This window comes from Candidatus Poriferisodalis sp., assembly GCF_965221945.1.
In the GTDB taxonomy this organism is placed as follows: Bacteria; Actinomycetota; Acidimicrobiia; order Acidimicrobiales; family Poriferisodalaceae; genus Poriferisodalis.
The window spans coordinates 1,254,167-1,278,757 of the sequence record NZ_OZ244925.1; the positions used below are offsets into that span (position 1 = coordinate 1,254,167).

24 protein-coding genes are annotated in these 24,591 nt (G+C 65.6%); 19 read left to right on the top strand and 5 right to left on the bottom strand.

Features of this window, described 5'->3' with window-relative positions:
* Positions 1-68: 68 nt before the first annotated feature.
* The 10 genes from ACOQPH_RS05840 (at position 69) to ACOQPH_RS05885 (ending at position 8,641) form a co-directional block, all read left to right on the top strand.
* Entirely contained in the window at positions 69-1,199 is a 1,131-nt protein-coding gene (locus tag ACOQPH_RS05840) for a UDP-N-acetylglucosamine--N-acetylmuramyl-(pentapeptide) pyrophosphoryl-undecaprenol N-acetylglucosamine transferase (protein WP_420624313.1), read from the top strand.
* Positions 1,196-2,575 carry a UDP-N-acetylmuramate--L-alanine ligase gene (gene murC / locus ACOQPH_RS05845; protein ID WP_420623786.1) on the top strand — a complete coding sequence of 460 codons (1,380 nt, stop codon included), beginning with the start codon at positions 1,196-1,198 and terminating at the stop codon, positions 2,573-2,575. Before ACOQPH_RS05840 ends, murC begins: the two co-directional genes overlap by 4 nt.
* Complete coding sequence (murB, locus tag ACOQPH_RS05850) at positions 2,565-3,524, top strand: UDP-N-acetylmuramate dehydrogenase (RefSeq protein WP_420623787.1); 960 nt, start codon at positions 2,565-2,567, stop codon at positions 3,522-3,524. Before murC ends, murB begins: the two co-directional genes overlap by 11 nt.
* Positions 3,525-3,526: 2 nt before the next feature.
* Complete coding sequence (locus ACOQPH_RS05855) at positions 3,527-4,279, top strand: cell division protein FtsQ/DivIB (protein ID WP_420623788.1); 753 nt, start codon at positions 3,527-3,529, stop codon at positions 4,277-4,279.
* Positions 4,280-4,419: 140 nt separating this feature from the next.
* A complete protein-coding gene (gene ftsZ / locus ACOQPH_RS05860; protein WP_420623789.1) occupies positions 4,420-5,496 on the top strand; it encodes a cell division protein FtsZ in 1,077 nt (358 codons plus the stop codon).
* Positions 5,497-5,604: 108 nt separating this feature from the next.
* Complete coding sequence (locus tag ACOQPH_RS05865; protein WP_420623790.1) at positions 5,605-6,291, top strand: laccase domain-containing protein; 687 nt, start codon at positions 5,605-5,607, stop codon at positions 6,289-6,291.
* Positions 6,284-6,967, top strand: a complete 684-nt coding sequence (locus ACOQPH_RS05870; RefSeq protein WP_420623791.1) for a YggS family pyridoxal phosphate-dependent enzyme — start codon at positions 6,284-6,286, stop codon at positions 6,965-6,967. The genes ACOQPH_RS05865 and ACOQPH_RS05870 overlap by 8 nt, the downstream gene beginning before the upstream one ends.
* Before the next feature lie 74 nt (positions 6,968-7,041).
* Complete coding sequence (locus ACOQPH_RS05875; RefSeq protein ID WP_420623792.1) at positions 7,042-7,539, top strand: cell division protein SepF; 498 nt, start codon at positions 7,042-7,044, stop codon at positions 7,537-7,539.
* Between the two features lie 31 nt (positions 7,540-7,570).
* Positions 7,571-7,834, top strand: a complete 264-nt coding sequence (locus ACOQPH_RS05880; protein ID WP_420623793.1) for a YggT family protein — start codon at positions 7,571-7,573, stop codon at positions 7,832-7,834.
* Between the two features lie 21 nt (positions 7,835-7,855).
* A complete protein-coding gene (locus ACOQPH_RS05885; RefSeq protein WP_420623794.1) occupies positions 7,856-8,641 on the top strand; it encodes a hypothetical protein in 786 nt (261 codons plus the stop codon).
* A 41-nt stretch (positions 8,642-8,682) separates the two neighbouring features.
* Here the strand turns inward: ACOQPH_RS05885 and ileS are convergent, their stop codons facing one another.
* Positions 8,683-11,907 (bottom strand): isoleucine--tRNA ligase, encoded by a 3,225-nt coding sequence (gene ileS / locus ACOQPH_RS05890; protein WP_420624314.1) that lies wholly within the window; start codon positions 11,905-11,907, stop codon positions 8,683-8,685.
* A gap of 166 nt (positions 11,908-12,073) precedes the next feature.
* Here ileS and ACOQPH_RS05895 point away from each other — a divergent pair, with 166 nt between their 5' ends.
* Genes ACOQPH_RS05895 through ACOQPH_RS05905 form a run of 3 tightly spaced genes read left to right on the top strand, consistent with a single transcriptional unit; the run spans position 12,074 to position 14,207 of the window.
* A complete protein-coding gene (locus ACOQPH_RS05895; protein WP_420623795.1) occupies positions 12,074-12,727 on the top strand; it encodes a TraR/DksA family transcriptional regulator in 654 nt (217 codons plus the stop codon).
* A gap of 11 nt (positions 12,728-12,738) precedes the next feature.
* Entirely contained in the window at positions 12,739-13,260 is a 522-nt protein-coding gene (gene lspA, locus ACOQPH_RS05900; RefSeq protein WP_420623796.1) for a signal peptidase II, read from the top strand.
* Positions 13,257-14,207, top strand: a complete 951-nt coding sequence (locus ACOQPH_RS05905) for an RluA family pseudouridine synthase (RefSeq protein WP_420623797.1) — start codon at positions 13,257-13,259, stop codon at positions 14,205-14,207. The genes lspA and ACOQPH_RS05905 overlap by 4 nt, the downstream gene beginning before the upstream one ends.
* A gap of 69 nt (positions 14,208-14,276) precedes the next feature.
* Here ACOQPH_RS05905 and ACOQPH_RS05910 read toward each other — a convergent pair whose 3' ends face one another.
* Positions 14,277-14,729 carry an RrF2 family transcriptional regulator gene (locus ACOQPH_RS05910; protein ID WP_420623798.1) on the bottom strand — a complete coding sequence of 151 codons (453 nt, stop codon included), beginning with the start codon at positions 14,727-14,729 and terminating at the stop codon, positions 14,277-14,279.
* Between the two features lie 47 nt (positions 14,730-14,776).
* On the opposite strand from ACOQPH_RS05910, the gene ACOQPH_RS05915 reads away from it, so the two are divergent.
* The 6 genes from ACOQPH_RS05915 to ACOQPH_RS05940 all read left to right on the top strand — a co-directional run bounded on the left by ACOQPH_RS05915 (position 14,777) and on the right by ACOQPH_RS05940 (position 20,004).
* A complete protein-coding gene (locus ACOQPH_RS05915; protein WP_420623799.1) occupies positions 14,777-15,910 on the top strand; it encodes an alkaline phosphatase family protein in 1,134 nt (377 codons plus the stop codon).
* Between the two features lie 112 nt (positions 15,911-16,022).
* A complete protein-coding gene (locus ACOQPH_RS05920) occupies positions 16,023-16,517 on the top strand; it encodes a proteasome activator (RefSeq protein WP_420623800.1) in 495 nt (164 codons plus the stop codon).
* A gap of 147 nt (positions 16,518-16,664) precedes the next feature.
* On the top strand, positions 16,665-17,330 hold the full coding sequence (locus ACOQPH_RS05925) for a hypothetical protein (RefSeq protein WP_420623801.1): 666 nt from the start codon (positions 16,665-16,667) through the stop codon (positions 17,328-17,330).
* 46 nt (positions 17,331-17,376) lie between these two features.
* The gene (locus ACOQPH_RS05930) at positions 17,377-18,060 is read left to right on the top strand and encodes a nitroreductase family protein (protein WP_420623802.1); all 684 of its coding nucleotides are present in this window, start codon (positions 17,377-17,379) and stop codon (positions 18,058-18,060) included.
* Between the two features lie 213 nt (positions 18,061-18,273).
* A complete protein-coding gene (locus tag ACOQPH_RS05935; protein WP_420624315.1) occupies positions 18,274-18,657 on the top strand; it encodes a Zn-ribbon domain-containing OB-fold protein in 384 nt (127 codons plus the stop codon).
* A gap of 135 nt (positions 18,658-18,792) precedes the next feature.
* The gene (locus tag ACOQPH_RS05940; protein WP_420623804.1) at positions 18,793-20,004 is read left to right on the top strand and encodes a thiolase family protein; all 1,212 of its coding nucleotides are present in this window, start codon (positions 18,793-18,795) and stop codon (positions 20,002-20,004) included.
* Positions 20,005-20,312: 308 nt separating this feature from the next.
* Here ACOQPH_RS05940 and ACOQPH_RS05945 read toward each other — a convergent pair whose 3' ends face one another.
* From ACOQPH_RS05945 to ACOQPH_RS05955, 3 genes are all read right to left on the bottom strand, one after another.
* Positions 20,313-21,200, bottom strand: a complete 888-nt coding sequence (locus ACOQPH_RS05945) for a TIGR03619 family F420-dependent LLM class oxidoreductase (protein WP_420623805.1) — start codon at positions 21,198-21,200, stop codon at positions 20,313-20,315.
* Between the two features lie 221 nt (positions 21,201-21,421).
* Complete coding sequence (locus tag ACOQPH_RS05950) at positions 21,422-23,239, bottom strand: DUF222 domain-containing protein (RefSeq protein WP_420623806.1); 1,818 nt, start codon at positions 23,237-23,239, stop codon at positions 21,422-21,424.
* 328 nt (positions 23,240-23,567) lie between these two features.
* Positions 23,568-24,299 carry an SDR family oxidoreductase gene (locus ACOQPH_RS05955; protein WP_420624316.1) on the bottom strand — a complete coding sequence of 244 codons (732 nt, stop codon included), beginning with the start codon at positions 24,297-24,299 and terminating at the stop codon, positions 23,568-23,570.
* Positions 24,300-24,591 lie beyond the last annotated feature (292 nt).

The following is a 24,591-nucleotide window of genomic DNA, read 5'->3' on the forward strand; positions in this document are numbered from 1 at the left end:
CCGCACCCGACAGAGCCTCTGCCGCACCAAGCGTGCTGATCGCCGGGGGTGGAACTGCCGGACATCTCATGCCGGGCCTGGCCGTGGCCGCCGCACTGACTGAACGCGGGTGGCCCGCCGGCGCGATCCATTTCGTCGGCAGCACCAGAGGAATGGACGCACAAATCGTGCCGGCAGCGGGCTTCGGTCTGACCGCACTTGGAGGCCGAGGCCTCACTGCGAGGCAAATCAACCTGACGAATGCACTGGCGGCGGCGAGCTTGGCCTGGGCAACGTTGCGCGGGATCGCGCTCGTCGGAAGACGCCGACCTGCCGCTGTGCTGTCGCTCGGCGGCTACGCCGCGCTGCCCGCGACGGTCGGCGCCGTGGTTTGGAGAGTGCCGTTGGTGATCGCAGAGCAGAATGCTGTCGCCTCGACAACGAACCGACTGCTGGGTCGCTTCGCACGAGCGGCTGCGGTACCAGCACACGGAACCGGCTTGCAGCGCGAGGTGGTGACGGGCAATCCCGTGCGCCCCGAGGTCACCCAGGCAGTGCTCGAGGCGGCCGATGCCCGCACCCGGCTCGGCTGGCCCACCGATGCGACCGTCATCGTGGTGTTCGGCGGCTCGCTGGGTTCGCTTCGAATCAACACAGCCGTGTGGTCGGCGCTTCCGTCACTGCGCGGCCGCGACGGCGTATTCGTGTATCACGTCGTAGGCAAACGAGATTGGGATGACCGCCCGCCGCACCCAGCGCCGCGCCCCGACGGTTCGGACGTCACCGAGTGGTACCGAACTGTGCCCTTTGACGAGCAGTTGCCCTTGGCGCTGGCTGCAGCTGACCTGGTGATCTGCCGTGCCGGAGCTTCCACCGTTGCCGAGTTGTCGGTGATCGGCACTCCGGCGGTGCTCGTGCCCTTGCCCATCGCAACCAACGACCATCAGCGCCGCAATGCCGAACACTTGGTGTCGACCGGTCAGGCACGCGCGGTGCCGGATGCCGAACTCGATGCGCAGCGGGTGCTTGCCGAGATCGACCAGATGTCGGAACTCGGCGGCGCCAGGGGAGTTGACAGGGGAACGCAAGCTGCCCCCGCTGCGACCTTCGGTCGTCGAGACTCTGCAGAACGCGTCGCACAACTCGTGATCGAGCACAGCTCGGTGGTCCCGGGCTCTGTCGTGATGAGGGAGCGCTCGCCGAAGGAACCCACATCGTGACCAGGATCCAGCCCGATCTGGCCGAATCTCGCAGCATCCACCTGGTAGGGGCTGGGGGTGCGGGAATGAATGCGATCGGGCTGGTGCTCGCGGAGATGGGTCATGCCCTCAGCGGCAGTGATCTGAGACCGGGCCAGGGAATGACGCGGCTCGCCGCCCACGGAGCTCGAACAGCAATCGGCCACGACGCCGTCAATGTGGGCTCCGCGGACATCGTGGCGCATTCGAGCGCTGTGCCCTCGAGCAATGTGGAGCTCGCCGAAGCCCGGCGCCGGGGGATACCGGTCCTCAGTCGAGCCGAACTGCTCAGCCAGATCTGCCAGCGCAAGAGAACACTGGCGGTCGGAGGGACCCATGGCAAGACGACCACGTCGTCGATGCTGGCGCTCTGTCTCGTTGCTGCCGGAGAGCACCCGTCGTTCTTGGTTGGCGGTGAACTCAACGAGATCGGCTCGGGTGCCGTCTGGGACATGGCGGGGGAGTGGTTCGTTGTCGAGGCCGACGAGTCCGACGGAACGTTCCTCCAACTCGACGCCGACGCGGTGCTCGTGACAAACATCGAGCCCGATCACCTTGATCACTACGGCAGCTTCGACTCGCTCACGGGGGCATTCGAGCGCTTCTGCAGCAGCGCGAACGGGCCGCGCGTGGTGTGCGCCGATGACCCACAGGCCGCCGCGATGGCAGAGCGCGTCGGCGGCTGCGCGACGTACGGAAGATCTGAGCAGGCGAAATACCGGATCATTGGCGCACGAAGTTCGCGCAGCGGTGCAGAGTTCGAGTTGTTCGCGGGCACCACCTCGATCGGGCGCTGCGAACTGCCGCTGCCTGGGCTGCACAACGTCACGAACGCCGCTGGTGCGCTGGCCGCAGCACTCGAACTCGGCGCCACAGCTTCACCGATGATCGAGGCACTGGGGCGCTTTGCGGGTGTGGCCAGGCGATTCGAACGGCGGGGCGAGCGCGACGGCATCTCGTTCATCGACGACTATGCGCACCTTCCGGCTGAAGTGACGGCCGCAATCGCTGCGGCTCGCAGCGGGGACTGGAATCGCATCGTTGCGGTTTTCCAACCCCATCGCTACTCGCGGATCGCGGCGCTGTGGCAGGACTTCGCGGACTCATTCGGAGGCGCCGACCAGTTGGTCCTCACCGACATCTACCCCGCCGGCGAGGTGCCACGGCCTGGCGTGTCCACAGAACTTGTGCTCGGCGTCGTTCTCGACTCGCATCCCTACGCCTCCGTGGCGTATCTCCCGGGGCGGGCTGAGCTGCGTTCGTACCTGCGTGCGAACCTGCGAGCAGGTGACTTGTGCCTCACCTTGGGAGCGGGAGACCTGACGACGCTCGCAGATGAGTTGCTGCATGCCCACTGAGCGATGGTCCGATCCCGATGCGGTCCGACGAGCCGCAGCAGCCTTGGGCTACGACGCTCGCATGGATGCACCGTTGGGCTCGATCACCACGTCGCGAGTCGGAGGGCCTGCTGCGGTGGCATTCGTGGCCAATGGCCTCGCCGACCTGCAACGGGCGCGAGAAGCCGGTGCAGCCTCCGGGCTGGAAATCCTCGTTGTCGGACGAGGATCGAACCTGCTGGTCGCGGACCGGGGTTTTGAAGGAATCGCACTGCTGCTTGGAGATGCCTACAGCACCATCGAATTCGATCACGCGAACGCCACGCTCACCGCTGGTGCAGCGGTGGCATTGCCCGTGCTCGCGCGCCAATGCGCCGCAGCAGGGATCGGCGGGCTCGAATGGGCTGTGGGAGTCCCGGGTTCTGTTGGCGGGGCCGTGCGCATGAACGCAGGAGGGCATGGCAGCGATATTGCGTCCTGCCTGATCGACGCCGACATTGCCGACCTGGAAGGCCCCTCAGCACCCCCAGTGCGCCAGCCTCGCCCCGTCGATGCTCTCGATCTGGGCTACCGCCACAGTGGTTTGGCGAACCGCCATGTCGTGGTGAGTGCGCGATTGCAAGGGCATCGCGCACTTCCCTCAAAGGTGACCGACCAGATCGCGGAGATCGTCCGCTGGCGCAGAGAACACCAGCCAGGCGGCCAGAACTCCGGCTCGGTCTTCATGAACCCGTCTGAAGAGTCCGCAGGCGCACGCATCGATCAAGCAGGGCTGCGCGGCTTGCGTATCGGCACGGCCGAGGTCTCGCGTTTGCACGCGAATTTCATCGTCTCGGACCCCGGCGGAACTGCAGCCGATGTCGTCGCACTGATGGCCGAGGTCCGCCGCCGTGTCGCGGATTCGTCGGGCATCGTGCTGCAGCCCGAGATCCGCATGGTTGGTTTCGGTGCCGCACCGATCCCTACCTGAGCGTGCCTGGCGAACCTGCGGAGGCCGCCGCACCGGGAGGGAAAGGCCCCAAGCGTTGGCTGATCGGAGTTGCGCTCACAGCGCTCGTGCTCTCGATCGGCACGATCATTCTCGCCGCAGGCACGTTTGAGGTCGATCGGATCCACTTCAGCGGTCTGCATCGAGTGAGTTACGACGAGGCGTACCGGGCAGCAGGCATTCGCGCCGGTGACTTCATGGGAACCTTGGATTCCGAACATGGAGAGCAATCGCTCGAGGAACTGCCGTGGATCGCCGACGCTCGGATCTGGCGGCGATGGCCCGCGACGGTGGAAGTGGACGTTGTCGAGCGAACGGCAGTGGCGTTGGCACTCGCCGCGCCCCGCAGCTGGGTGCTCACCGATATTGAAGGCCGAATCCTCACATCACCATTCGCAGCCCCACCCGAACTGCCGCGGTTGTCGGGGATTTCCGCTGCGCCGGAACCAGGCGGCTACCTCGCCAGCGATGCCGAAGCCCTGCTTGGGGTCCTCGACGCAGCGCGCGGCCAGCACGGTTTCACAGTCGTTGCGTTGTGGCGTGACGGGCGCGGGGACGTGAGGGCACGCGTCCGGCAACAACCGGGCGGTGTCGTGTTCGAGGTGGCGCTGGGAGACGAGTCGGCGATCGGTGCGAAGACGGCCGCAATTGCCGCAGTCATCTCCGATCTCGAGCACTCAGATGACATCCTCGATGTATCGGTTCCGCATCTCCCCGTGGTCCGCGGAGCCAACTGATCGGCCAGGTCATCCCATTGCGCGGGTCTTGCCCATCAACGGAGGCATCGGTACTGTCATGGATTGCGCTATTTTCCCTAGGAGGTGCCTGCCGACGGCACGATTGATGTCGCGGCCGGCCAGCGAACGCGAGGAGCCCTGTGGCCTCACCACAGAATTACGTGGCAATCATCAAGGTGGTGGGCGTCGGCGGCGGTGGTTCGAACGCCGTCAACAGGATGATCGATGTCGGCCTTGGCGGCGTCGAATTCATTGCCATCAATACCGACGCTCAAGCGCTGCTGCTGAGCGACGCTGATGTCAAACTGGACATCGGTCGCCAGCTGACGCGCGGACTTGGAGCGGGGAGCGACCCCGAGATCGGCACCCGGGCGGCCGAGGAACACCGGGATGAGATCGCAGAAGCAATGCAGGGCGCGGACATGGTGTTCATCACCGCTGGGGAAGGCGGAGGCACCGGAACCGGTGGTGCGCCGATCGTCGCAGAAATCGCCAAGGAAGTCGGTGCACTGACCATCGGCGTGGTCACCCGCCCCTTCGCCTTCGAAGGCAAGCGCCGTCAGATCCAGGCTGAGCAGGGCATCGAACGGCTCAAGGAACGAGTCGACACCTTGATCGTGATCCCGAACGACCGGCTGTTGACGGTGGCGAGCGAGCACACGTCGATCATCGATGCCTTTCGGATGGCCGACGACGTGCTGCGTGAGGGCGTGTCCGGCATTTCGGGCCTCATCACGACTCCTGGCCTCATCAACACCGACTTCGCAGACGTGAAGGCGATTATGTCCAACGCCGGCACGGCGCTGATGGGAATCGGCCGTGCACATGGCGAGAACCGATCCAAGAACGCTGCTCGCCAAGCGGTGTCGTCATCGCTGCTCGAGGAGTCCATCGATGGAGCCCGCGGCATCTTGCTGAATATTGCCGCCGGACCCGAACTGGGACTGTTCGAGGTCAACGAGGCGGCGGAAGTGATCCGCGAGGTGGCACACGCCGAGGCCAACATCATCTTCGGCACGGTGATCGACGACTCGCTCGGAGAAGAAATCCGTGTCACCGTCATCGCGGCGGGCTTTGACCGATACACGCCGTCTCGCTCCGGAGGCACCGCCCTGGGCGACTACGCAGGCTCCGAAGAAGCTGACGATTTGGCCGACCCATTCGGCGACCTCGACGAGGACGACGAATCGTTCGACGTACCCAGCTTCCTGCGGTGACGCCCCCGGCGAGGGTGCATCCCCGTCGAACGACGGCACAGCGATGCCGTGCGTTGACGTGGCCACGCGGCTGCGAAACGGCGTAAGCCGAACGGGTCGGCACTCGCAATGCTGACACTGCGCCGGCGCTGCGGGACCAGCACGGTGCGCATCGCCGTCACTGAACGCAGCGACGGCGACTGCGCCCCCCTGGTGGGGCTCGGTCCCAGCGCGGTCACCGTCCTCAAGCAGACCCATGGCACCCAGGTCGTCCAGGTTTCCCATCCTGGGGAGCATCGCGGCACTAGCGCCGACGCCGCGTGGACGATGACGCTTGGAGCGACCCTCGCAGTGCGTACAGCGGACTGTGTGCCGATCGCGCTGTACGGGACAGATGCGAGAGGCCGTGGTGCTGTCGCGACGGTTCACGCGGGATGGCGCGGTCTGCTCGGCGGCGTCGTGGAGGCGACGCTCGCGGAACTCGGATATCACGGGATCCGCCACATCCGTGCGGTCGTCGGGCCTCACATCTGCCGCCTGCACTACGAATTCGGGCCAGATGAACTCGACGCTGCCGTGAGTTCCTTGGGCCCCTCAGTGGCGAGCAGGACTGCGTGGGGAACGCCGGCGCTCGACCTTGGCGAGGCTGCCCGGCGGACGCTTCGCAGCGGGGGAGCGATTCTCGACACCGAGCTGGATCGCTGCACAGCCTGCGATGGTCGCTACTTCTCGCACCGGACTCGTGCCGAGAAGGGCCGGACTGCGCTGCTGGTCTGCCTGGACGCCGACGGAGCAGGAGACGAGTCCGGTGATTGATGCCGGACAGGTCCGCCAACGCGTCGAACGCGTCAAACACCGGATTGCTGATGCCGGGGGCGACCCAGCTCGGACCGGCATCGTGGCTGTGACGAAGGGATTCGACGCCTCTGCAATCGACGCCGCGGCAGCTGCCGGCTTGGGAATGATCGGCGAGAACTACGCCCAGGAACTGCAAGGGAAGTGGGATCAGCTGCTGCCGGAGACCAGGAGCACGATCGAGGTCCACTTCATCGGACGGCTGCAGTCCAACAAAGTGCGACCGCTGGCAGGTGTGGTGGATCTGTGGCAGAGCGTGGACCGGACACGGCTTGTCGAACAGATTGCACGGCACAGTCCCCGATCCGCGGTCTTTGTGCAGGTCGATGTGAGCGGCACTGCCACCCAGGGCGGATGCCCGCTCTCCGAGGCTCCGCCGCTGGTTGCTGCCGCCCGCCAGTCCGGACTCGATGTTCAGGGCTGTATGGCGATCGGGCCTCAAGGCACGTCATCGCAGATCGAAGCAGCGTTTGCCGAGGTCGCTCGATTTGCGGATCGCCACGACCTCGAGCACCGCTGCATGGGAATGAGCGCTGACCTCGAAGAAGCAATCCGGGCGGGTTCGACGATGGTGCGCATCGGGACCGCCCTGTTCGGCAATCGACCGCCGCGGGCCGCCTCTACGCGGGGTGCCTGACCGTATCTTGGCGAGTCGGTACTCTTTGCAACCGAGACAGTCTCCAATCGAAGCTGCTCTTATTGAGGTACTGCATGGCTTCGTTCATGAAGCAGGCGATGAGCTATCTGGGCCTCGGCCCCGACGACAGTTATGCGCCGCCGGCCGAGCGCGCCCTGCCGGGCGAAATGCCCGCGCCGGATGCTTTCGCCGATCAAACGAGCCAGAGCGGCGTCACAGTGGTCGAACGACCACCGTCGGCAACACCGCACTCGGGGGCGCCCGTACCGACATCCGCTGTGCGCCGCGTGGCGACATCGACAGCACAGCCGTTCGTGCTGATGCCCCGCATGTTCGACGACGCGCAGCAGATCGGCGACCGCTTCAAGCGCGATCAACCGATCATCCTGAACTTGCAAGGACTCGACCGCGACACAGCACGTCGGCTGCTGGATTTCGCCAGCGGCCTGTGTTACGCCCGCGATGGAGAGATGCGAAAAGTTGCGAACGCCGTGTACATGCTGGTGCCGGCAAATGTCGTGGTGAGCGACAGCGAACATCAAACGGTTCCAACAGGGGGCGTCGACCGCTGAAACGCTCCAACCCGGGCCATCTGGCCGAACGATGAGAGGCCTGCTGTGCACGCTGACGAATTTGTACGTCTTCGCGGTCTTCGCCCGCGTTCTGTTCAGCTGGATCCCGCTGTCCCCGGACAGTCCAGTCATGGTGGTGCGGACCTGGTTGGTGCGGATTACCGAGCCGGTCATGGGTCCGCTTCGGCGGGCACTGCCTGCGATACGACTGGGCCGAGTTTCGCTTGATCTCTCGCCGATCGTGCTGATCATCGGATTGCAGGTGCTCGTGTCCGGCATGCTGCTGCGCTGTTGAGACGCTGGTACATTCCGCGCCATGGCAAGCCCGACACCCCCACCCGTCGAAACCCCCAGCACCGAAGGCACTGGTGTGCTTGAGCGCCTCGGTGTGCAGATCGCATCTCTTGCGGCACAGGTCACTGAGATCGACCATCGCATGACCAGCGTGGAATCGGGATCGCCATCGCGTCCGGTGGAGGTTCAGCTCTCGCCCGAGACCGTCGCACAGATCGCCGAGGCTCTTGCGGAGCTCCAGGCAGCCGGTACTCAAGCACTGGATGACGTCTTCAAATCAGCGACTGACGATCTCACCGAGGCGCTGTCGGGTCTCGTGCGGGCCGAGATCTCCAGGTCGCTCTCCGACGCTGGCTACAGCGTGGACGTCATCGAAGCCGAGGAACCGGATATTGCCCTCGAGCCCTTCCCGGCGAGCACCGGAGCGACCGCTGGGACCGTCGAAGTCGAGGCCGACGAGGATGACCAGGCCGAAGAGGACTTGATCGGCCAGGATCTGCCCGATGTCGAACCCGTGGCGGCGTCAGTGCGCTCTGGCCCCGAGCCGGCCGCCATGCCATCCATCGTCGCACCGCTCGCCGCCAGTTCCGCTGGAGTTGCTGGCCGGACTGAGGCCGCCCCAGAGTCGATTGACGCAGCGTCGATCCGTGAAGCAAGTTCTGGGTTCGGCGATGATGACGTTGACGTTGACGACGACGACGACGACGAAGATGTCGTCATCGATGCGGACCGGACGCCGCTCGTGCTCGCGGAACTCGACGATCCCTTCCTGGAGGCGCTGATTCGCAAGGAACCACTGTCGGCCTAGGTGACAGTCGGCCTAGGACACGTCCGGCGCAGCCGGCAGGCCTAGGCGCCAGCAGCCTCTGTAAATACAGCGAGCTCAATCTCGGGCTCGTCCCCACCGCTGAACCAGTCGATCTCTTCAGCGAGGACCGCAGCTGTCACCAATAGCTCGTGACGACGAATGTCGTCCAAGTTCGGTGGAGTCCAGCGGATTTTCAGGCTGATCCGGTCGGTGACGTCGAGACCCACTTCCTTACGCGTTTGCTGAATCTTGCGAATCAGATCGCGCGCGGCGCCCTCGGCTTCGAGTTCGGGTGTGACCGTGGTGTCAAGCACGACGACAAGCTGCTGAGCGTCGAGCACTGAGGTTGTGCTGGGGTCGGCGGGTTGCAGGCTCAACTGGAACTCGCCCTCGCACAGCTGGTGCCCGCCTGCAACAACGGTGCCATCCGGTTCGGAACGCCAATCACCCGAACGAGCAGCGGCGAATACCTCTTGGGCTGCGCCGCCCAGTCGGGGCCCGAGCGCGGATCCTTCAGGACGCAACACGAGGGTCGCCACCGCGCCCAACTGGTCGCTCAGCACAACTTCTGCGACGTTGATTTCTTCCGCCAGCAAGAAAGCGAACGGTTCAAGCTGCTGGGCCCCCGTACCGGCCACCGTGACGCGCCGCAACGGCAATCGCACTCGCAAGCCTGCGTCCTCGCGTACCCGCAACGCAGCGGAGGCAGCAGCGCGCACAGCGTCCATGCGCTCGACCAGTGCTGGGTCCCACGGCAGCGTGACCGGATCCGGCCAGTCGCTCAGATGCACGCTGTCGCCGCCGGTCAGCCCGCCGTAGATCTCTTCGGCGATCATCGGCAGCAGCGGGGCGGCCATGGATGAGAAGATCTGCAGCACCGTGTACAGGGTGTCGAAGGCGTCAAGATCGCCGGTCGGCCGGCCGTCACCCACAGGCGAAGCAATCGCGGCCTCACCCCAGAATCGACCACGGCTGCGGCGGATGTACCAGTTGTTGAGGGCGTCGATGAAGGCCTGCAGCTCGGCGGTCGCGCCAGGGAGGTCGTAGGCGTCGAAGCTGGCCGTGACCGACTCCAACGTGGCCCTGGTCTTGGCCAGCAGGTAGCGATCCAGCACGTTGTCCGAATCGACACGGAACTGCGCCTCGTAGCCGTCTGCGTTCGCATACAGCGTGAAGAACGCGTACGCGTTCCAAATTGGGATCAGAACTTGACGGGCGACCTCATCGATGCCGGCGTCAGAAATGCGTGTGTCACCGCCCCGGACGATGTTTGTCGCCATCAAGTACCAACGCAGGGCGTCTGAGCCCTGATTGGCAAAGATGTCGGTGGGCTCGGTGTAGTTCCGCAACCGCTTGGACAGCTTGTTGCCGTCAGCCGCCAGCAAGATCCCATGGCAGATCACGTTCTGGAACGCCGGCTGGGAGAACAGCGCTCCCGCCAGGACATGGAGCGTGTAGAACCAGCCGCGCGTCTGGTTGATGTACTCCACGATGAAGTCGGCGGGAAAGTTGTTCTCGAACCATTCGGAGTTCTCGAACGGGTAGTGCACTGCCGCGAAGGGCATCGAACCCGATTCGAACCAGCAGTCGAGCACTTCGGGCACCCGCCGCATCGTCGAGCGGCCTGTGGGGTCGTCGGGATTGGTTCGCGTCAGCTCATCGATGAAGGGCCGATGCAGGTCAATCGGGCGCACGCCGAAATCAGCTTCAAGCTCGTCGAGGCTGCCGTAGACGTCAATACGGGGGTACTCGGGATCGTCGCTGACCCAGATCGGGATGGGCGAACCCCAGAATCGGTTGCGGCTGATCGACCAGTCGCGGGCACCCGCCAACCACTGTCCGAACCGGCCGTCGCGAACGTGGTCGGGCACCCAGTTGATCTGCTGGTTGGTCTGCGCCAAGCGATCCGAGATCGCCGTGACCTTGACGTACCACGAACTGATGGCCTTGTAGATGATCGGCGTGTCGGTGCGCCAGCAGTGCGGGTAGTTGTGGTGGTAGCTGTCGTGTCGCAGCACCCGGTGGCGACTCTTCAGCTCCGTGATGATCTGCGGATTCGCCTCGAAGACGTTGAGGGTCGCCCACGGCGACACTGGCTCGGTGAAGCAACCGCGATCATCCACCGGGACGGCATCGCCGATCTCTATGCCGTTGGCTTCGCAGATGATCTGATCGTCCTCGCCAAAGCCTGGCGCCAAGTGAACAACGCCGGTGCCCTCTGAAGTGTCCACGAAGTCGCCGTTGAGCACCCGGAAGGCTTCGCTGCGATGGTCGAAGAACTCGAACATCGGCGCGTAGCGACGCCCCGCCAGCTCAGCGCCGCTCAGCGTTCCGACGACCGTGAACGGCTCAAGGTCTGCGGCATAGTGCTCGAGACAGTCAGATGCGAGCACGTAACGACCAGAATCGAGCGCCGGAGATTCCACAACGGCATAGGCGATGTCCCCGCCGACGGCGATCGCCAGATTGGAAGGCAGGGTCCATGGCGTCGTCGTCCACGCCAGCAGCCGCAGCCGTCCGTGTGTGTCGCTGGCGCCGGCTGCGTCGCTTGCGCCCGGTGTGTCGCTTGCGCCGGCTGCGCCAGCCGTGTCACCGGCGTCATCAAGCTCGAACCAGACCGTGATGGCGGGATCCTGGCGTGGCCTTGTGGCGTCGTCGAGCCGGATCTCGAAATTGGACAGTGGGGTCTCGGCGCCCCACGAGTACGGCATGACCCGGAATGCCTGGTAGACGAGGCCCTGATCCCAGAGTCGCTTGAACGCCCACATGACCGATTCCATGTAGGGCAGATCCATCGTCTTGTAGTCGTTGTCGAAGTCCACCCATCGGGCTTGTCGCGTGATGGTCTTGCGCCATTCGGCGGTGTACCGCAGCACCGAGTCGCGGCACTGGGCATTGAAGCGCTCGATACCGAATTCGGTGATGGCGGCCCGCCCGCTCACGCCGAGTTCACGTTCGGTCTCCATCTCGGCGGGCAGCCCATGGCAGTCCCAGCCGAATCGCCGGTTGACACGGTGGCCGCGCATCGTCTGGTAACGGGGGATTACATCCTTGACGTAGCCGGTCAGCAGGTGACCGTGGTGGGGCAAACCGTTCGCAAAAGGAGGTCCGTCGTAGAAGACGAACTCGTCGTCCGCGGGGCGGTTGGAGATCGACGCCTCGAAGGTTCCCTCGTCCTGCCAGCGCGCAAGGATTCTCTCCTCGATTCGAGGGAAATCAGCTTGGGCAGATACACGTGGGTACAAGGTGTCGGTCGGCTCTCGCATCACCAGGGCCTCCTGCAGGCTGTGTCATCGTCCCAGCGATGGTGCGGGCTGGCCCACGAGATGGTGAGGGTACCCCTGGCACACGGAAATCGACGGAGCTGATATCCGCCACCCGCTCCGAGGAGTGGAGACCTAGACTGCCGCTTCGCTGAGCAGGGGAGGGGCCATGGCTACTGCGAAGAAGGCTGCTGCCCGCAAGAATGCCGCGAAGAAGGCTCCGGCACCCAAGAATGCCGCGAACCCTTCCGGCGACAATGCTGCTGCAAAGAAGACTGACGCCCGCAAGACCGGCGCCCACAAGGCCGGCGCCCGCAAGACCGGCGCCCACAAGGCCGGCGCCCACAAGGCTGGCGCCCGCAAGACCGGCGCCCACAAGGCTGGCGCCGCCGCAAAGACGGCTGCGAAGAAGACCGCACCACGCCGCAAACCGGCGAAGCCGCGCTTTGGCGAAGTGTTCCTGGAGAAGCAACGCCAGGCGCTGTTGGCAGAGCGCCGCCGCTACACAGCCCATGCGGAGCGATACGAAGCCGAAGCCGAGCAGCTTGTCAACGAGCGCGAGCCCGGTGATGTGCAATTCGACGAGGAGTCCGGCGAAGGAGACTCCATCGCCGTCGAGCGCGATCGGGCACTGCAGATCTCTGCTCGAGAACGCGAGGAAATCGCCGAGATTGACGCTGCGCTCGCGCGTATCAAAGACGGCACGTACGGCATCTGCATCGTGTCGGGAAAGCCGATCCCCAAGGAACGCTTAGAGGCCATCCCGCACGCATCAATGCGTGTGGAGGTCAAGAGCAGCGGTCCGGCGTGGCGGCGGCCCTAGCTGGGCCCCAGGTGTTCGCGAACCGGCCGGCTGCCTCACCAGATCGCTTGGCGCGCAATTTTGAGCTCGCGATCTCCTCGCTCGTCGTTCTCTGTATTGACCAGATCACGAAAGCCTGGGCCGTCGTTGCACTCGACGATCGGATCATCGATCTGGTGTGGACGCTGCGCCTGCGACTCGTCCACAACACCGGCTTCGCCTTCTCGGCAGGGAGCGGTCTCGGTCCCGTACTGGCGCTGGCCGCCATCGTGATCATCGGCGTGCTGTGGTCGTCACGTCGGCGCGTCCGAGCAGGATGGGCTGCGAGCGGTCTCGGAGGGATCATTGGCGGGGCACTGGGCAATCTCACCGACCGCTTGTTTCGCGGGGCGGGCTGGGGTCGGGGTGCAGTCGTGGATTTTGTCGATCTTGGGTGGTGGCCGATCTTCAACCTGGCGGACGCCTCGATCACCGTCGGGCTCGTCATCGTGCTGTTCCACCTGTATCGCACTGAGAGGCGTTCCCTCCGAACCCCGGACGGGGCGCCTGAGTGAACGAGCGACGCCGCAGGTTCGAGATCCCCGCCCCCCTGGCAGGGGAACGCCTCGACCGGGCGCTGTCGCTGCTGACAGGACGGTCACGGTCCGAGACGGCGAAGATGGTGGCCGACGGCTGTGTCCTGATCGGCGGCGAGGTGTCGCCCGTGGGTTCGAGACGACTCGCGCCCAACGAGGTGGTCGAGGTGTTGCCAGATCGGGCTCCCGATGCCGTTCAAGAGCGGGAGCCCGAGATCGTCTCGTTCGATGTCCTGTATGTCGATGCCGATGTCGTGGTGGTGAACAAGCCCTCCGGCGTGGTCACCCATCCAGGCACCGGCCATTCCAGCGGAACGCTCGCTGACGCGCTCGTCAAGCGGTTCCCCGACATGGCCAACGTCGGTCAATCCGAAAGGCCGGGCATCGTGCACCGGCTTGATCGGGGGACGAGCGGGGCTTTGGTCTGCGCTCGCAGTGCTTTGGCATACGAAGGCCTTATCGAACAGCTCTCGCGGCGAGAGGTTCGCCGGATCTACGCAGCCCTGTCACGCGGGCACCCTCCCTCGCCCAGAGGCACCATCGATGCCCGTATCGGCCGAGATCCTCACAACCGCACGTTGATGACGGTGATGGCCACCGGACGCGAGGCTCGCACGCACTACAGCACCGTTGAGCTCTTCACGCACCCCGTCGAGGCATCCCTGCTTCGCTGCCAGCTCTCCACGGGCCGGACGCATCAGATCCGGGTGCATCTGGCCAGTATCGGGTTGCCCCTGCTCGGGGACCTCGCCTACGGCGTGCCCGATCCCTTCGGCATCAGCCGTCCGCTGTTGCATGCGACGCATCTGACATTCCAGCACCCCGCCTCGGGTGCCGAGATGAGCGTTGCCGCTCCGATGCCCGCAGACTTCGTCGAAGCACTGCGAGAGTTCGGTTCGGACCCGTCGGCATTCTCGATGAAGTGAATGTGCGAACTGAGCGGCCGAACTGAGCGGCCGAACTGAACGGGCGAAATCAGCCGCCGAGCTGGGTCGTTACGGCGTTTCGGCGGCGGTCTCGGGCCACGGCGCGCGGCCGCGGGCAACCTCTGCCACAGCGGCGAGGCTGTAGGAATCGAGTTCGGCGCGCATGCGATGCCCGACTGAGTCCCAGATCGCGAGGAGCACGCATTGCCCCTCGTGGTCACAGGCGCCGTCCTGATGGGGCTGGCCGAAATCGCCTAGGGCGATCGGGCCGTCGACGGCCCGAACGATCATCCCGATCGTGACCTCGGAAGGGTCGCGTGCCATCACGTACCCACCCCCGACACCGCGCTTGGAGCGGACCAACCCGGCCCCCTTGAGGGCAAGCAAGATCTGCTCGAGGTACGGCTGAGGCAGACCGGTGCGCTCCGCGATGTCGCGCACAGACGTTGGCCTGCCGTTGTCGTTGAGGACCAGGGACAGCAACGCGCGGCTTGCGTAGTCTCCCCGCGTCGAGACTGCCACGCTGGCAGCGTAGCCCCGCCTTTGCGGGTGCTCGTAGGGTCGGCATCATGGACAGCGCCACCCGCAGCGCCATCGACAGCGAGCCGCTGGTACTCGAGCGTGTCCTTCCCGCTTACGGCGGTCGTTGCATCACTGAGGTGATGCCGGGTCTCCTCGCCGGCGTAGAGACGGAACTCATCGGCGATCCCATCGCTTCGGCTCCCACCGTGGTCATGCTGGTGGTCGATGGTCTCGGATGGCATCAGTTGCGGCGCAACAGATCACTGGCCCCGGTGCTTGCAGCAGCTAGCGACCGCACGCCACCCATCACCACCGTTGCGCCGAGCACGACTGCGACGGCCCTGACATCTCTCACAACCGGTGCTGCGCCCAGCGAACACGGCCTTGTCGGGTATCGGGTGCCAACGCCGCTGGGACTGCTGAATGCTCTTCGCTGGCGCGCCGGCGGCACCGACGTACGCGCTGCGCTGCCAGCCGACGAACTGCAACCCGTCGTGCCCTTCTGCGGTCAGCCGGCGGCGGTGGTGACGCGGGCGGAGTTTCGCCACAGTGGGTTCACCATGGCTCACCTGCGGGGCGGTGCGTTCTGGGGTTGGCGCGAAGTGAACGACATTGCCGAATGCGTCTTGAGCGCAGTTACCGCGGGATTTCGGCTGGTGTTCGCGTACTACGACACCCTCGACAAGATCGCCCACGAATTCGGACTGGGCGACCACTATCGAGCTGCACTCGCTGAGGTGGAACGCCTCGCCGTTGAATTGCGTACCGGGCTGCCTGGCGACACTCCGCTCATCGTCACGGCCGATCACGGCTTCGTCGAAGTGCTCGAACCGCTCGTCATGATCGACCCTGAGGTGACCGAGCTCACTACCGGCTGGTCGGGTGAGGCCAGGATGCTGTGGCTGCACGCTCGACCAGGTGCGGAGCCTCAACTCGCTGGTGCGTGTGACCGATACGCCGCCCTCGCGGAGATCGCTCCCGTGAGCCAAGTGCTGGACGAACGTTGGCTGGGCAAACATGTCTCGAAGGCGGCCAGGGGCCGTCTCGGAGATGTCGCGCTCGTTCCCCGAGGCCTGCAGGCCTTCACTATGCCCGATGAAGACCAGCCGCATCATGGCCTGATCGGCCGGCACGGGGGCTTGACTTCAGAAGAAATGATGGTGCCCTTCGCACTGTTGTAGCCAGGCTCATAACCGGCTGCTGGCTGGCTCTGAAGCGACATGTGCCCAGTGTCTACGGGGCTTTCTTGAGCCTGCGCCGACGGGGATCGCGCCCTCGCCAGATAGCATTTCGATGGTGGTTGGCGATTCGGTTCAAGACCCAGAACAGGGTGAACTGCTGAATAGCGGACCTCTCACGGAAGACGTCGACGACGAGCCCTTCGTTCCGGAACCGGCGAAGCTCATGCGTATTGGCGGCATGATTCGCAAGTTGCTCGAAGAGGTCCGCCATGCGGAACTCGACGAAGCAGGTCGCGATCGCATGCGCGACGTGTACCACCTGTCCGTCGAGGAACTGGCAACGGCGCTGTCCGAACCGCTCGCTGACGAGCTGAACCGGATTGCGCTGCCGTTCGAAGAGGACATCCCCTCTGGCCCTGAGCTTCGTATCGCTCAGGCCCAACTGGTGGGATGGCTCGAAGGATTGTTCCACGGCATCCAAGCTGCAGTGTCGGCGCAGCAGATGATGGCTGAGCGGCAACTACGCAGTATGCGTGGCAATGCCCTCGAAGCCGGCGAGCAGCCCGGTCCAGCGAGGACGGCAGAGCGTGGCGGTGTCTATCTGTGATCGGGGCGAGATCGGTCGGCGACGGTTGTCGCATGCCTGGCATCGCTGTGGCAGGAGGCGCGTCCGCGCACTGAGCTAGCACTGAAGGATTTGTCTGGCCGGCCGTTGGGGTTCGGTCAACGAGCACCACAGGGGGCGAAAACCAAAATGGCGCTCGAGGTTGAGACAAAGGACTGCACCGCACTCAGCGATGCCGAGATCTCCGAGATGGCCGAATTGGTCACGGGTGAGAACGTTCACTTCGATGTCGGGCATCTCTCCAAGCAGCGGGATGCCTGGGTGCTCGTCACCCACGTGCGAGACGGCGTCAAGCTCGCCGCATATGGCTATTGCACACTCGAACGCGTAGGCGGCGATCCCACCGTGTTGATGGGTGCCGGTGCAACACGGCGCTCGGCCCGTCGTGACAGCGCACTGCGTGCGATGGTCACCGATCAACTTCGCCGTGCCGTGCTCGCGTTCCCCGACGAGGACGTGCTGGTGGCCTCCCAGATGGCCGACGCAGCTGCATTCACGGCGTTCAAGCCGCTGGATCGGGTGGTGCCACGTCCCGGCTACGAGCCCAACGGTGAGGACCGCGCCTGGGGGCGGCGACTCGCAAAGCGATTCGAGGTTCAGGGCGAGTACAAGGCTCGAGAGTTCAAGGTCTATGGCGACGGCGGGCCCTCGTTCGTGCTGAACCACACCGCTCCACGGCCCGAGAAGGTTGATCCGGCGTTGATCGCACTGTTTGACGGCTTCGACACGGCGAATGGTGACGCGCTGATCGCTTTCGGGTGGGCCACACGGGAAGATCTCGCGAAACTGCTGTAGCGCTCCCGGCCCATTGGGGTCCCGGGCGGGCTGAGCACTTGGTCCTGTGAGCGGGAACTTCGGCGAACTCGCCCGCCGACGGCGGATGACCCGGCATTTCATGCCGGACCCTGTTGACGATGTGCTCCTGGCGCGGGTCCTCGATGCGGCCAGGCGCGTCCCATCGGCCGGCAACTCGCAGGGTTTCGACTTCGTCGTGCTCAGCGGGGCCTCCCAGACGGCTCGGTACTGGGACGCGACGCTGCCGGCAGATCGTCGGGACAGCTTTCGTTGGGCCAGCTTGGTCTCCTGCCCGGTCCTGATCACCGTCTGGGCCGACCCAGGGGCGTACGTCGAGCGCTACGCAGAGTCCGACAAGGCACACACGGGGCTCGGCGAAGGCCCTGATGCCTGGTCGACGCCGTTCTGGACGGTGGATGCGAGCTTCGCTGCGATGGCGTTGCAGTACGCCGCGATAGACGAAGGTCTCGGAGTGCTGTTTTTCGGCATGTTCGAACACGCCGAAGCAGTTGCTGGGGCGCTCGGCGTCCCGCCGTCGCATGAACCCGTCGGTGTGGTTGGCGTGGGATGGCCTGATCGATCAGCTGAGGCTGCGAGCGGACCCGCAGCGAGCCAGGACAGACCTCGGCGTCCGCTCTTCGCCGAAGCGAACGAACCCGATCCCGAAGCGTTGAACGCGACAGTCGATCGCCCGCTGGTTCATCGGGGCCACTGGCTGGGGCACTGGTAAGTTGCTGCGGGGCGGCCGTGCCGGCGCGAGTCGGCTCGGTGCTGGCATTGCGCCCAGCCCCTGTACTGATCTCGACGTGAGAGGAACGCTGGCGTGGGCGAACAAGCTGAACCCAACCACCGATCACCCACGACGACACCGACATGACCCCCGAGGAACGCTGACGTGGGCGAGCAGGCTGAATCCAACCAGACTGGGCCGAACCAAATCTCCATGGTCGAGTACTTGCAGCTGGGGGAAGACCCCCACTTGGTCGCCAACGTCTGCGATGCCTGTGGGGTCACCTACTTCGATCGTCGGAATGCATGTGCCGCGTGCGGGGCTCGCGAGTTTTCGACGACCCGGCTCGCCAACACGGGCGCGGTGCGGGCGTTCACGATCGTGCACCGCGCTGCGCGGGGAGTGCCAGCTCCGTATGTGTCCGCGGTGGTCGATCTCGACGGAGGCGGGCGCGTGAAGAGCAACATCGTCAATGTCGAACCCACGCCCGAGAACGTGAGCCTCGGGATGCGCGTGCGCCTCGCAACCTACGTGGCCACTACCGACGACGAAGGCAACGAAGCCGTTGCTTTCGGATACGAGCCTTCGCCAGCCTGAGGGCTCCAGCAGGGCCGCTGATAGCGACACCGATTCGACCGCATAACGACCGCATTCGACACAAACCGCATTCGACACAGACCGCATTCGACACAGACAGCCAACAGCACCACCATTCACCACAGGAGAGCAGCCATGAGCAATCAGGACCCCGTCTGGATTCTCGGCACATCCATGACCAAGTTCGGCCGGTACGCCGACAAAGACCTGATCGACCTTGCAGCGCAAGCCTCGCTGGGAGCACTGGACGACGGCGGGGTGACCATGGCCGACATGGACGTCTTGGCGGCGGGCTGCCTCTACGAAGCCAACGGCGGCGTCGGACAGCGCCTCCAGAAGCAGATCGGCCAGACCGGCATTCCCGTCTACAACGTGGCCAACGCCTGCGCTACCGGCGCCACGGCGGTCCGCACCGTGATGATGGCGATCAAATCCGGTGAGGCGCAGATGGGCCTTGTTGTGGGCGTCGAGCAGATGGGCAAGATGGGCATGCTCGGTGGCGATCGGGCCGCCCGCTCCGACAAGAACGTCTTCGAGCGCAAGGGCCGCTTCGGCTCCGTGGTCGGTGTCGAGGGGCGCTTGGGCACCAACATGATGCCGGGCGTGTTTGCCCAGGCCGGCATGGAGTACGCCTACGAGAACGATGGTGTGGGTTTCGAGCAATTCGCCAAGGTGGCTCAGAAGAACCACGAGCACTCGACGCTGAACCCGCTGGCGCAGTACCGCAAGGCGTTCACGCTGGAAGAGGTCATGGGTTCTGAGGTGATTGCCTACCCGAACACACTGTTGATGTGCTGCCCCACCGGCGACGGCTCTGCTGCAGTCGTGCTGGTCTCCGATGAGAAGCTGCGGACGCTGCCACGTGAGCAGCAACGACGCGCCGTCAAGGTCTCGGCCTCGGTGCTGACCTCAGATCCCTGGACCGAGGGCTGCCAGGTCCAGCCTGATGTCAACACGCTGACGCGTAATGCAGCCGACGCTGCTTACGAGGACTCGGGCGTCGACCCAGCCGATCTCGACCTCGTGGAGCTGCATGACTGCTTCGCGACGGCCGAGCTGCGGCACTACGACAACCTGCGCCTGTGCGAGCCCGGCGGCGCCGGCGAGTGGATCGACCGGGGCGGCCCATGTCGTGATGGCGAGATCCCGGTCAACGTGTCAGGCGGCCTGCTGTCGAAAGGGCACCCGATCGGCGCTACCGGCGTGGCCAACCTGTTCGAGGTTGCCACCCACGTCCGAGGCGAGGCCGGCGACCGTCAGGTCCCCGATGCCAAGGTCGGTCTGGCCCACGTCATCGGCCTCGGCTCCAGCTGCGGCGTGCACATCCTGGAGCGCTCGGGCCTCTAACCCGAACGCAACCATCAGACATTGGCGCCCGGGCCTCTAGGCCGAACGCAACCATCGGACCCAGGCACTCAGGCCTCTAGCCCGAACGCAACCATCGGACCCAGGCGCTCAGGCCTCTAGCCCGAACGCGCCTGTCAGCTACCGGCGCTCAAGCCTGCGCGGAATTCACTGGGTTCCGGCACGAGTGCGTCGCTACGTTCGCGTGAGGGCCAGCCTCTCCAGGTGGGAAGCGCCTTTCGGACTCGGCCACCACCCGGCTGAGGCTGGCCTCTTTGGCAAGCGTACTTCGTCGGGCCCGGTAGGGAGTCTCAGTTATTGAATGCTTCGAGCGTGAGCGTCAGCTCGTCGAGGTACTGCAGCGTCTCGTCTGCTGATGGCAGGTCGAAGTTGACGGGCGTGAACACGAATTGGCTGACTCCCGCTTCGGCGTAGGCCTCGAGCCGGTCCAGACGCGGCCGTCCCCAGATGTAGAGCGTGATGGGAATGTCGTCGGCGTCGTCGCGCCCTGCCGCGGCGGCGAGCCGGCGGAATCGCTCGATGCCGCCGACCACGTCGGGCTTGCCGGTCACGTTCATCACGCCGACATCGATGGGACACCATTCATCTGCGTACTCCGCTGCGTGCCCGATGCCGAGGGGGCCCGCATTGCCGAGCGCGATCGGAACCGAGCCATTCGCCGGCTTGGGGTAGATCCACGACTCGCTGTGGCTGTCCCATCGGCCGTCCAAGGCCGGTACCGGATCGTTCGCCCAGATGGACCGCATGGCAGCCACACGCTCGCGCATGGCGCCGTAGCGCTGGCGGAACGGCATGTCGGGTCGATGATCGGCCAGTTCCTCGGAGTTCCAACCGACGCCGATGCCGAGCACGACACGCCCGTCCGACAGCACATCGGTCGACGCCACGGTCCGGGCGAGATCGATGAGGTCGTGCTGCAGGATGAGGCAGATGCCCGTGCCCAGCTTGATCGTCGAAGTCCGCGCAGCCGCAACGCCCATGGAGACAAACGGGTCCATCATGTGCAAGTAGGTCCCCGGCAGCTGCCCGCCATTGGGGTACGGGCTCTGGCGAGAGGTCGGGATGTGGGTGTGCTCGGGGTACCACACCGAGTAGTAGCCCCGTTCTTCGAGCTCTTGGGCCAGATCGCCTGGGTCGATGCCGCCGTGATGATTGCCAGTGAGATACCCGAATTTCATGGCGCGCAGCCTAAGGAGCCGCGCTGACAGGTATGCCCACTGGCGCCTTCAGCCGCGGCCGACCGCCGGTTCAAGGTGTCCTCCGGCGCCTGCTCGCTCGGGTCCTTGGGTGCCATTACTGGGGTGCCATTACTGGAACTTGATGTAGTGGTTGCGGCCGAAGTCGCCGTTCATGTGGCCGTATGAACCGCTGTGGGTTCGTTGGAGACGCAGGGGTTTGATCATGGCGGGTTGCCTCCTCGCTCGCCGCTGTCGGGTTCGCCGCGGGGACTTGCCGGGCTGGTGTTCTCTGCGGCGCCGTTTGCGCTGGCGGGTTCGCTGCGGGGTCTCGCCGGGCCCGTGTTCCTTATGGCCCCGTCGGTGCTGTCGGGTTCGTCGCGGGGTTCGGTGTCCCAGCGGCCGGTGGTGGGGTGTCGACGCAGTCGCTGGTTGTGTTCGTGCAGGCCGTTGTGGCAGTCGTCGCACAGTGCTGCGAGGTTGGGAGGGTCTGTGGTGCCGCCGTCGGCGTTCCATTCGTCAATGTGGTGGTACTCACAGCGATGCATCGGGGCGCGGCACAGAACACAGCCGCGGTCGCGTATGGCGACGGCGAGCTGTTGGGCTGCGGTGGCGAGCCGTCGGCTGCGCCCGAGCCACAGCGGCTGGCCTGCGGTGTCGAACAGTGCGCCGCTGATGCGTGTGTCGGACGAGAGGTTGTTGAGGATCTCGGCCGGTACGGGCCCGACGCCGAGGGCTTCGCATCGTCCGTGGGGTGTGGTGCCGTCGATGACGCCGATCTCGGCGACGATGACGAGCTGGTTGGGTGCTTGGGCAGGCCGCCAGCGCTGGATCGAGCGGCCCGCGGCGCCGACCGGCACGGTCTCGCTGTGTGTGGGGGGTGTCGCATCGCTGCGTTGCGGGCTGTGGTCGCCATCGCAGCGGTGTTCGTACTCGCCGCGGCCATCACGGTCGCGCTCGCCATCGCTTGTGCCGCTGCGGTCATGTCGGGCATCGCCAGTGCGCCCGGGATCGGCAACGTCACGGCCCGGGTCGGTGTCGGTGCTGTAGGGGGAGTGGTGCTGTGCCTGTGGCGTTGGAGCCGTGGGGTGGTCGATGGTGACCAAAGCATTGCGGTCGGTGAGCATCTCGAAGACGGCGTCCGCGAGGCGTTGTTTGTTGTCGCGGATCTGGTTGGGTGTGCCGTCGCGTCCGCCGTCTTGTCGCCACAGGGCGTCTTTGTAGTTCTCGACTGCCTGTTGGATCAACGCGAAGCTGATCGGGTCCAAACGGGCGTTGAGCACTCCCATGCCGCTGGTGTGGTCGACGAACAATGCGGCGCTGCGTTCGCGGCGTTGGCGCGCAAGCACTGATCGCACCGCGTCGGGGTCATAGCGGGCGGCGAAGTCGCGGGCGTCGCGGCGCAGAATCTCGGGCGACACCGCAGCGGCGGTCTCGAGCAGGTCCGCGGCGGTGTCGACGGCATCGGGGCTGGTCTGTCGGGCCGCGTCCGCGAGCACCTCGGCATGCTCGACGGTGAGATCGCCCACCGCGAGGCCGCGCGCCACATTCGGCATCTGCGCGATCTGTCCGCTGTCTTGTGTGGTGCGCTTGGCGTTGCGGCTGCTCTGCCGTGCCCGCTCGCGCAGCGCCGAGCGGCCCGCTCCTGCCTGTGAGGCTTCCAGCGCGGCGGTGGCGCTCAGCAGCATCGCCTGAGCGGCCGCGCGCAGCCGTTCAGCCTGCTCGACCACCTGGGCGAGCGTGTCGCTGGGCGCACCCTTGAGCGGGACCAGCGACGCCCGCGCCACTACGTCACGCGCTCCGCGCAGCACCGACAGCACCGACCCCGACGCGGGTACCAGAGTTGGTGGCGTCGAATGGGCGGGCGGCACCGTCTCGGCCTCACGCAGCGACGCACCCACCGCCAGCACAGGTTCGACCGGCGACGCCGACTCGGCCGGCAACGACCTTCCCGCCGGCACGGCGGCAGCAGACTCGCCCGATGGCGTCGAACCCGACGCCGATCCGGCCGCCGAATCGCTGTGAATGTCCGTGAACCTCATGACATGGACTGTAAACACACCCTGTTAGACGAAAACTCAACCAAGGCCACCCCCGGCAGTTTCCACCAGACCCAACGAGCTCCGTAGCCGCCACCGACGCCAGACTCTGGGCGACCGCCGGTTCGAGGCGCCCTCCCGCACCTACTCGCTCGAGTCCTCAGTGCCACGCTGACAGGCGTGCCACGCTGACAGGTGTGCCCGCTGGCGAAGCGTGTGCCCGCGGCGGAGGCGGCAGGGCCCTCTGCTCCGGGGATCCGGCAGGTCCCAACCTCGCAGAGTTCCCTGCTGCCTCCGCCGCTATTGCGTCTGTGCCTATCCGTTGACGTTCTCAGCCGCGTCCGACCAGGGGCATTCCGTTGGCCATTACCGTCATCGTCAGGACGTTGGTGTCGGCAGGCAGCTCCGCCATGTAGAGGACGGCGCCGGCCACGTCGTCGACATCCATCAGCGGTTCGGCCCGGATGCTCCCGTCGGCCTGGGGGACGCCGGTGGCCATGGCCGCGGTCAGGGGCGATTTGGCGTTGCCGATGTCGATCTGCCCGACGGTGATGCCATGTTCCCGCCCGTCCAGCGACAGTGCCTTGGTCAGCCCAGTGATGGCGTGTTTCGTCGCTGTGTAGGGGGATGAATGCGGGCGGGGGGTCTGCGCTGACACCGACCCGTTGTTGATGATGCGACCGCCGGAGGGCCGCTGGCGTTTCATCTGAGCGAAGGCCGCACGGGCGCACAGCCATGAGCCGGTGAGATTCACCCCGACGGTGGCCATCCAGTCCGCGACCGCCAGTTCATCAACCGGAACGGGACGGGTGCCCATGCCGGCGTTGTTGAACAGCAGGTCGACACGGCCGAACCGGTCTGTGGTCCCTGCGAACAGAGCATCGACCTGGTCCGGTTCCGAGACGTCAGCGGTGACGGCGAGTGCTTCATCCGCACACAGATCCACCACCTCGTCGAGCAGCTCTCGGCGACGGCCGCAGATGACCACCTTCCAGCCGGCCTCCGAGAGCGCCAGCGCGCAGGCCTTGCCGACACCGGTGCCGCCTCCGGTGATGATTGCCACCCGGTCACGGGTTCCGGCGTCGTTCGAGCCGGCATCGCCAGGAGCAGCGTCATTTGGAGCAGTTCCCGATTCGCCTGCTTGCGGTGCGTTCACGTGGCCTCCTTCTGCGGCTGCTCGCCGCCCTCTGTTGCGCCCTGACTGCCGCCCCGCTCGCCGCCCTGACTGCCGCCCCGCTCGCCGCCCTGACTGCCGCCCCGCTCGCCGCCCTGACTGCCGCCCCGCTCGCCGCCCTGACTGCCGCCTCGCTCGCCGCCGCCCTTGGAGCCCCGCTTGCCGCCCTGCTTGGCGGCTT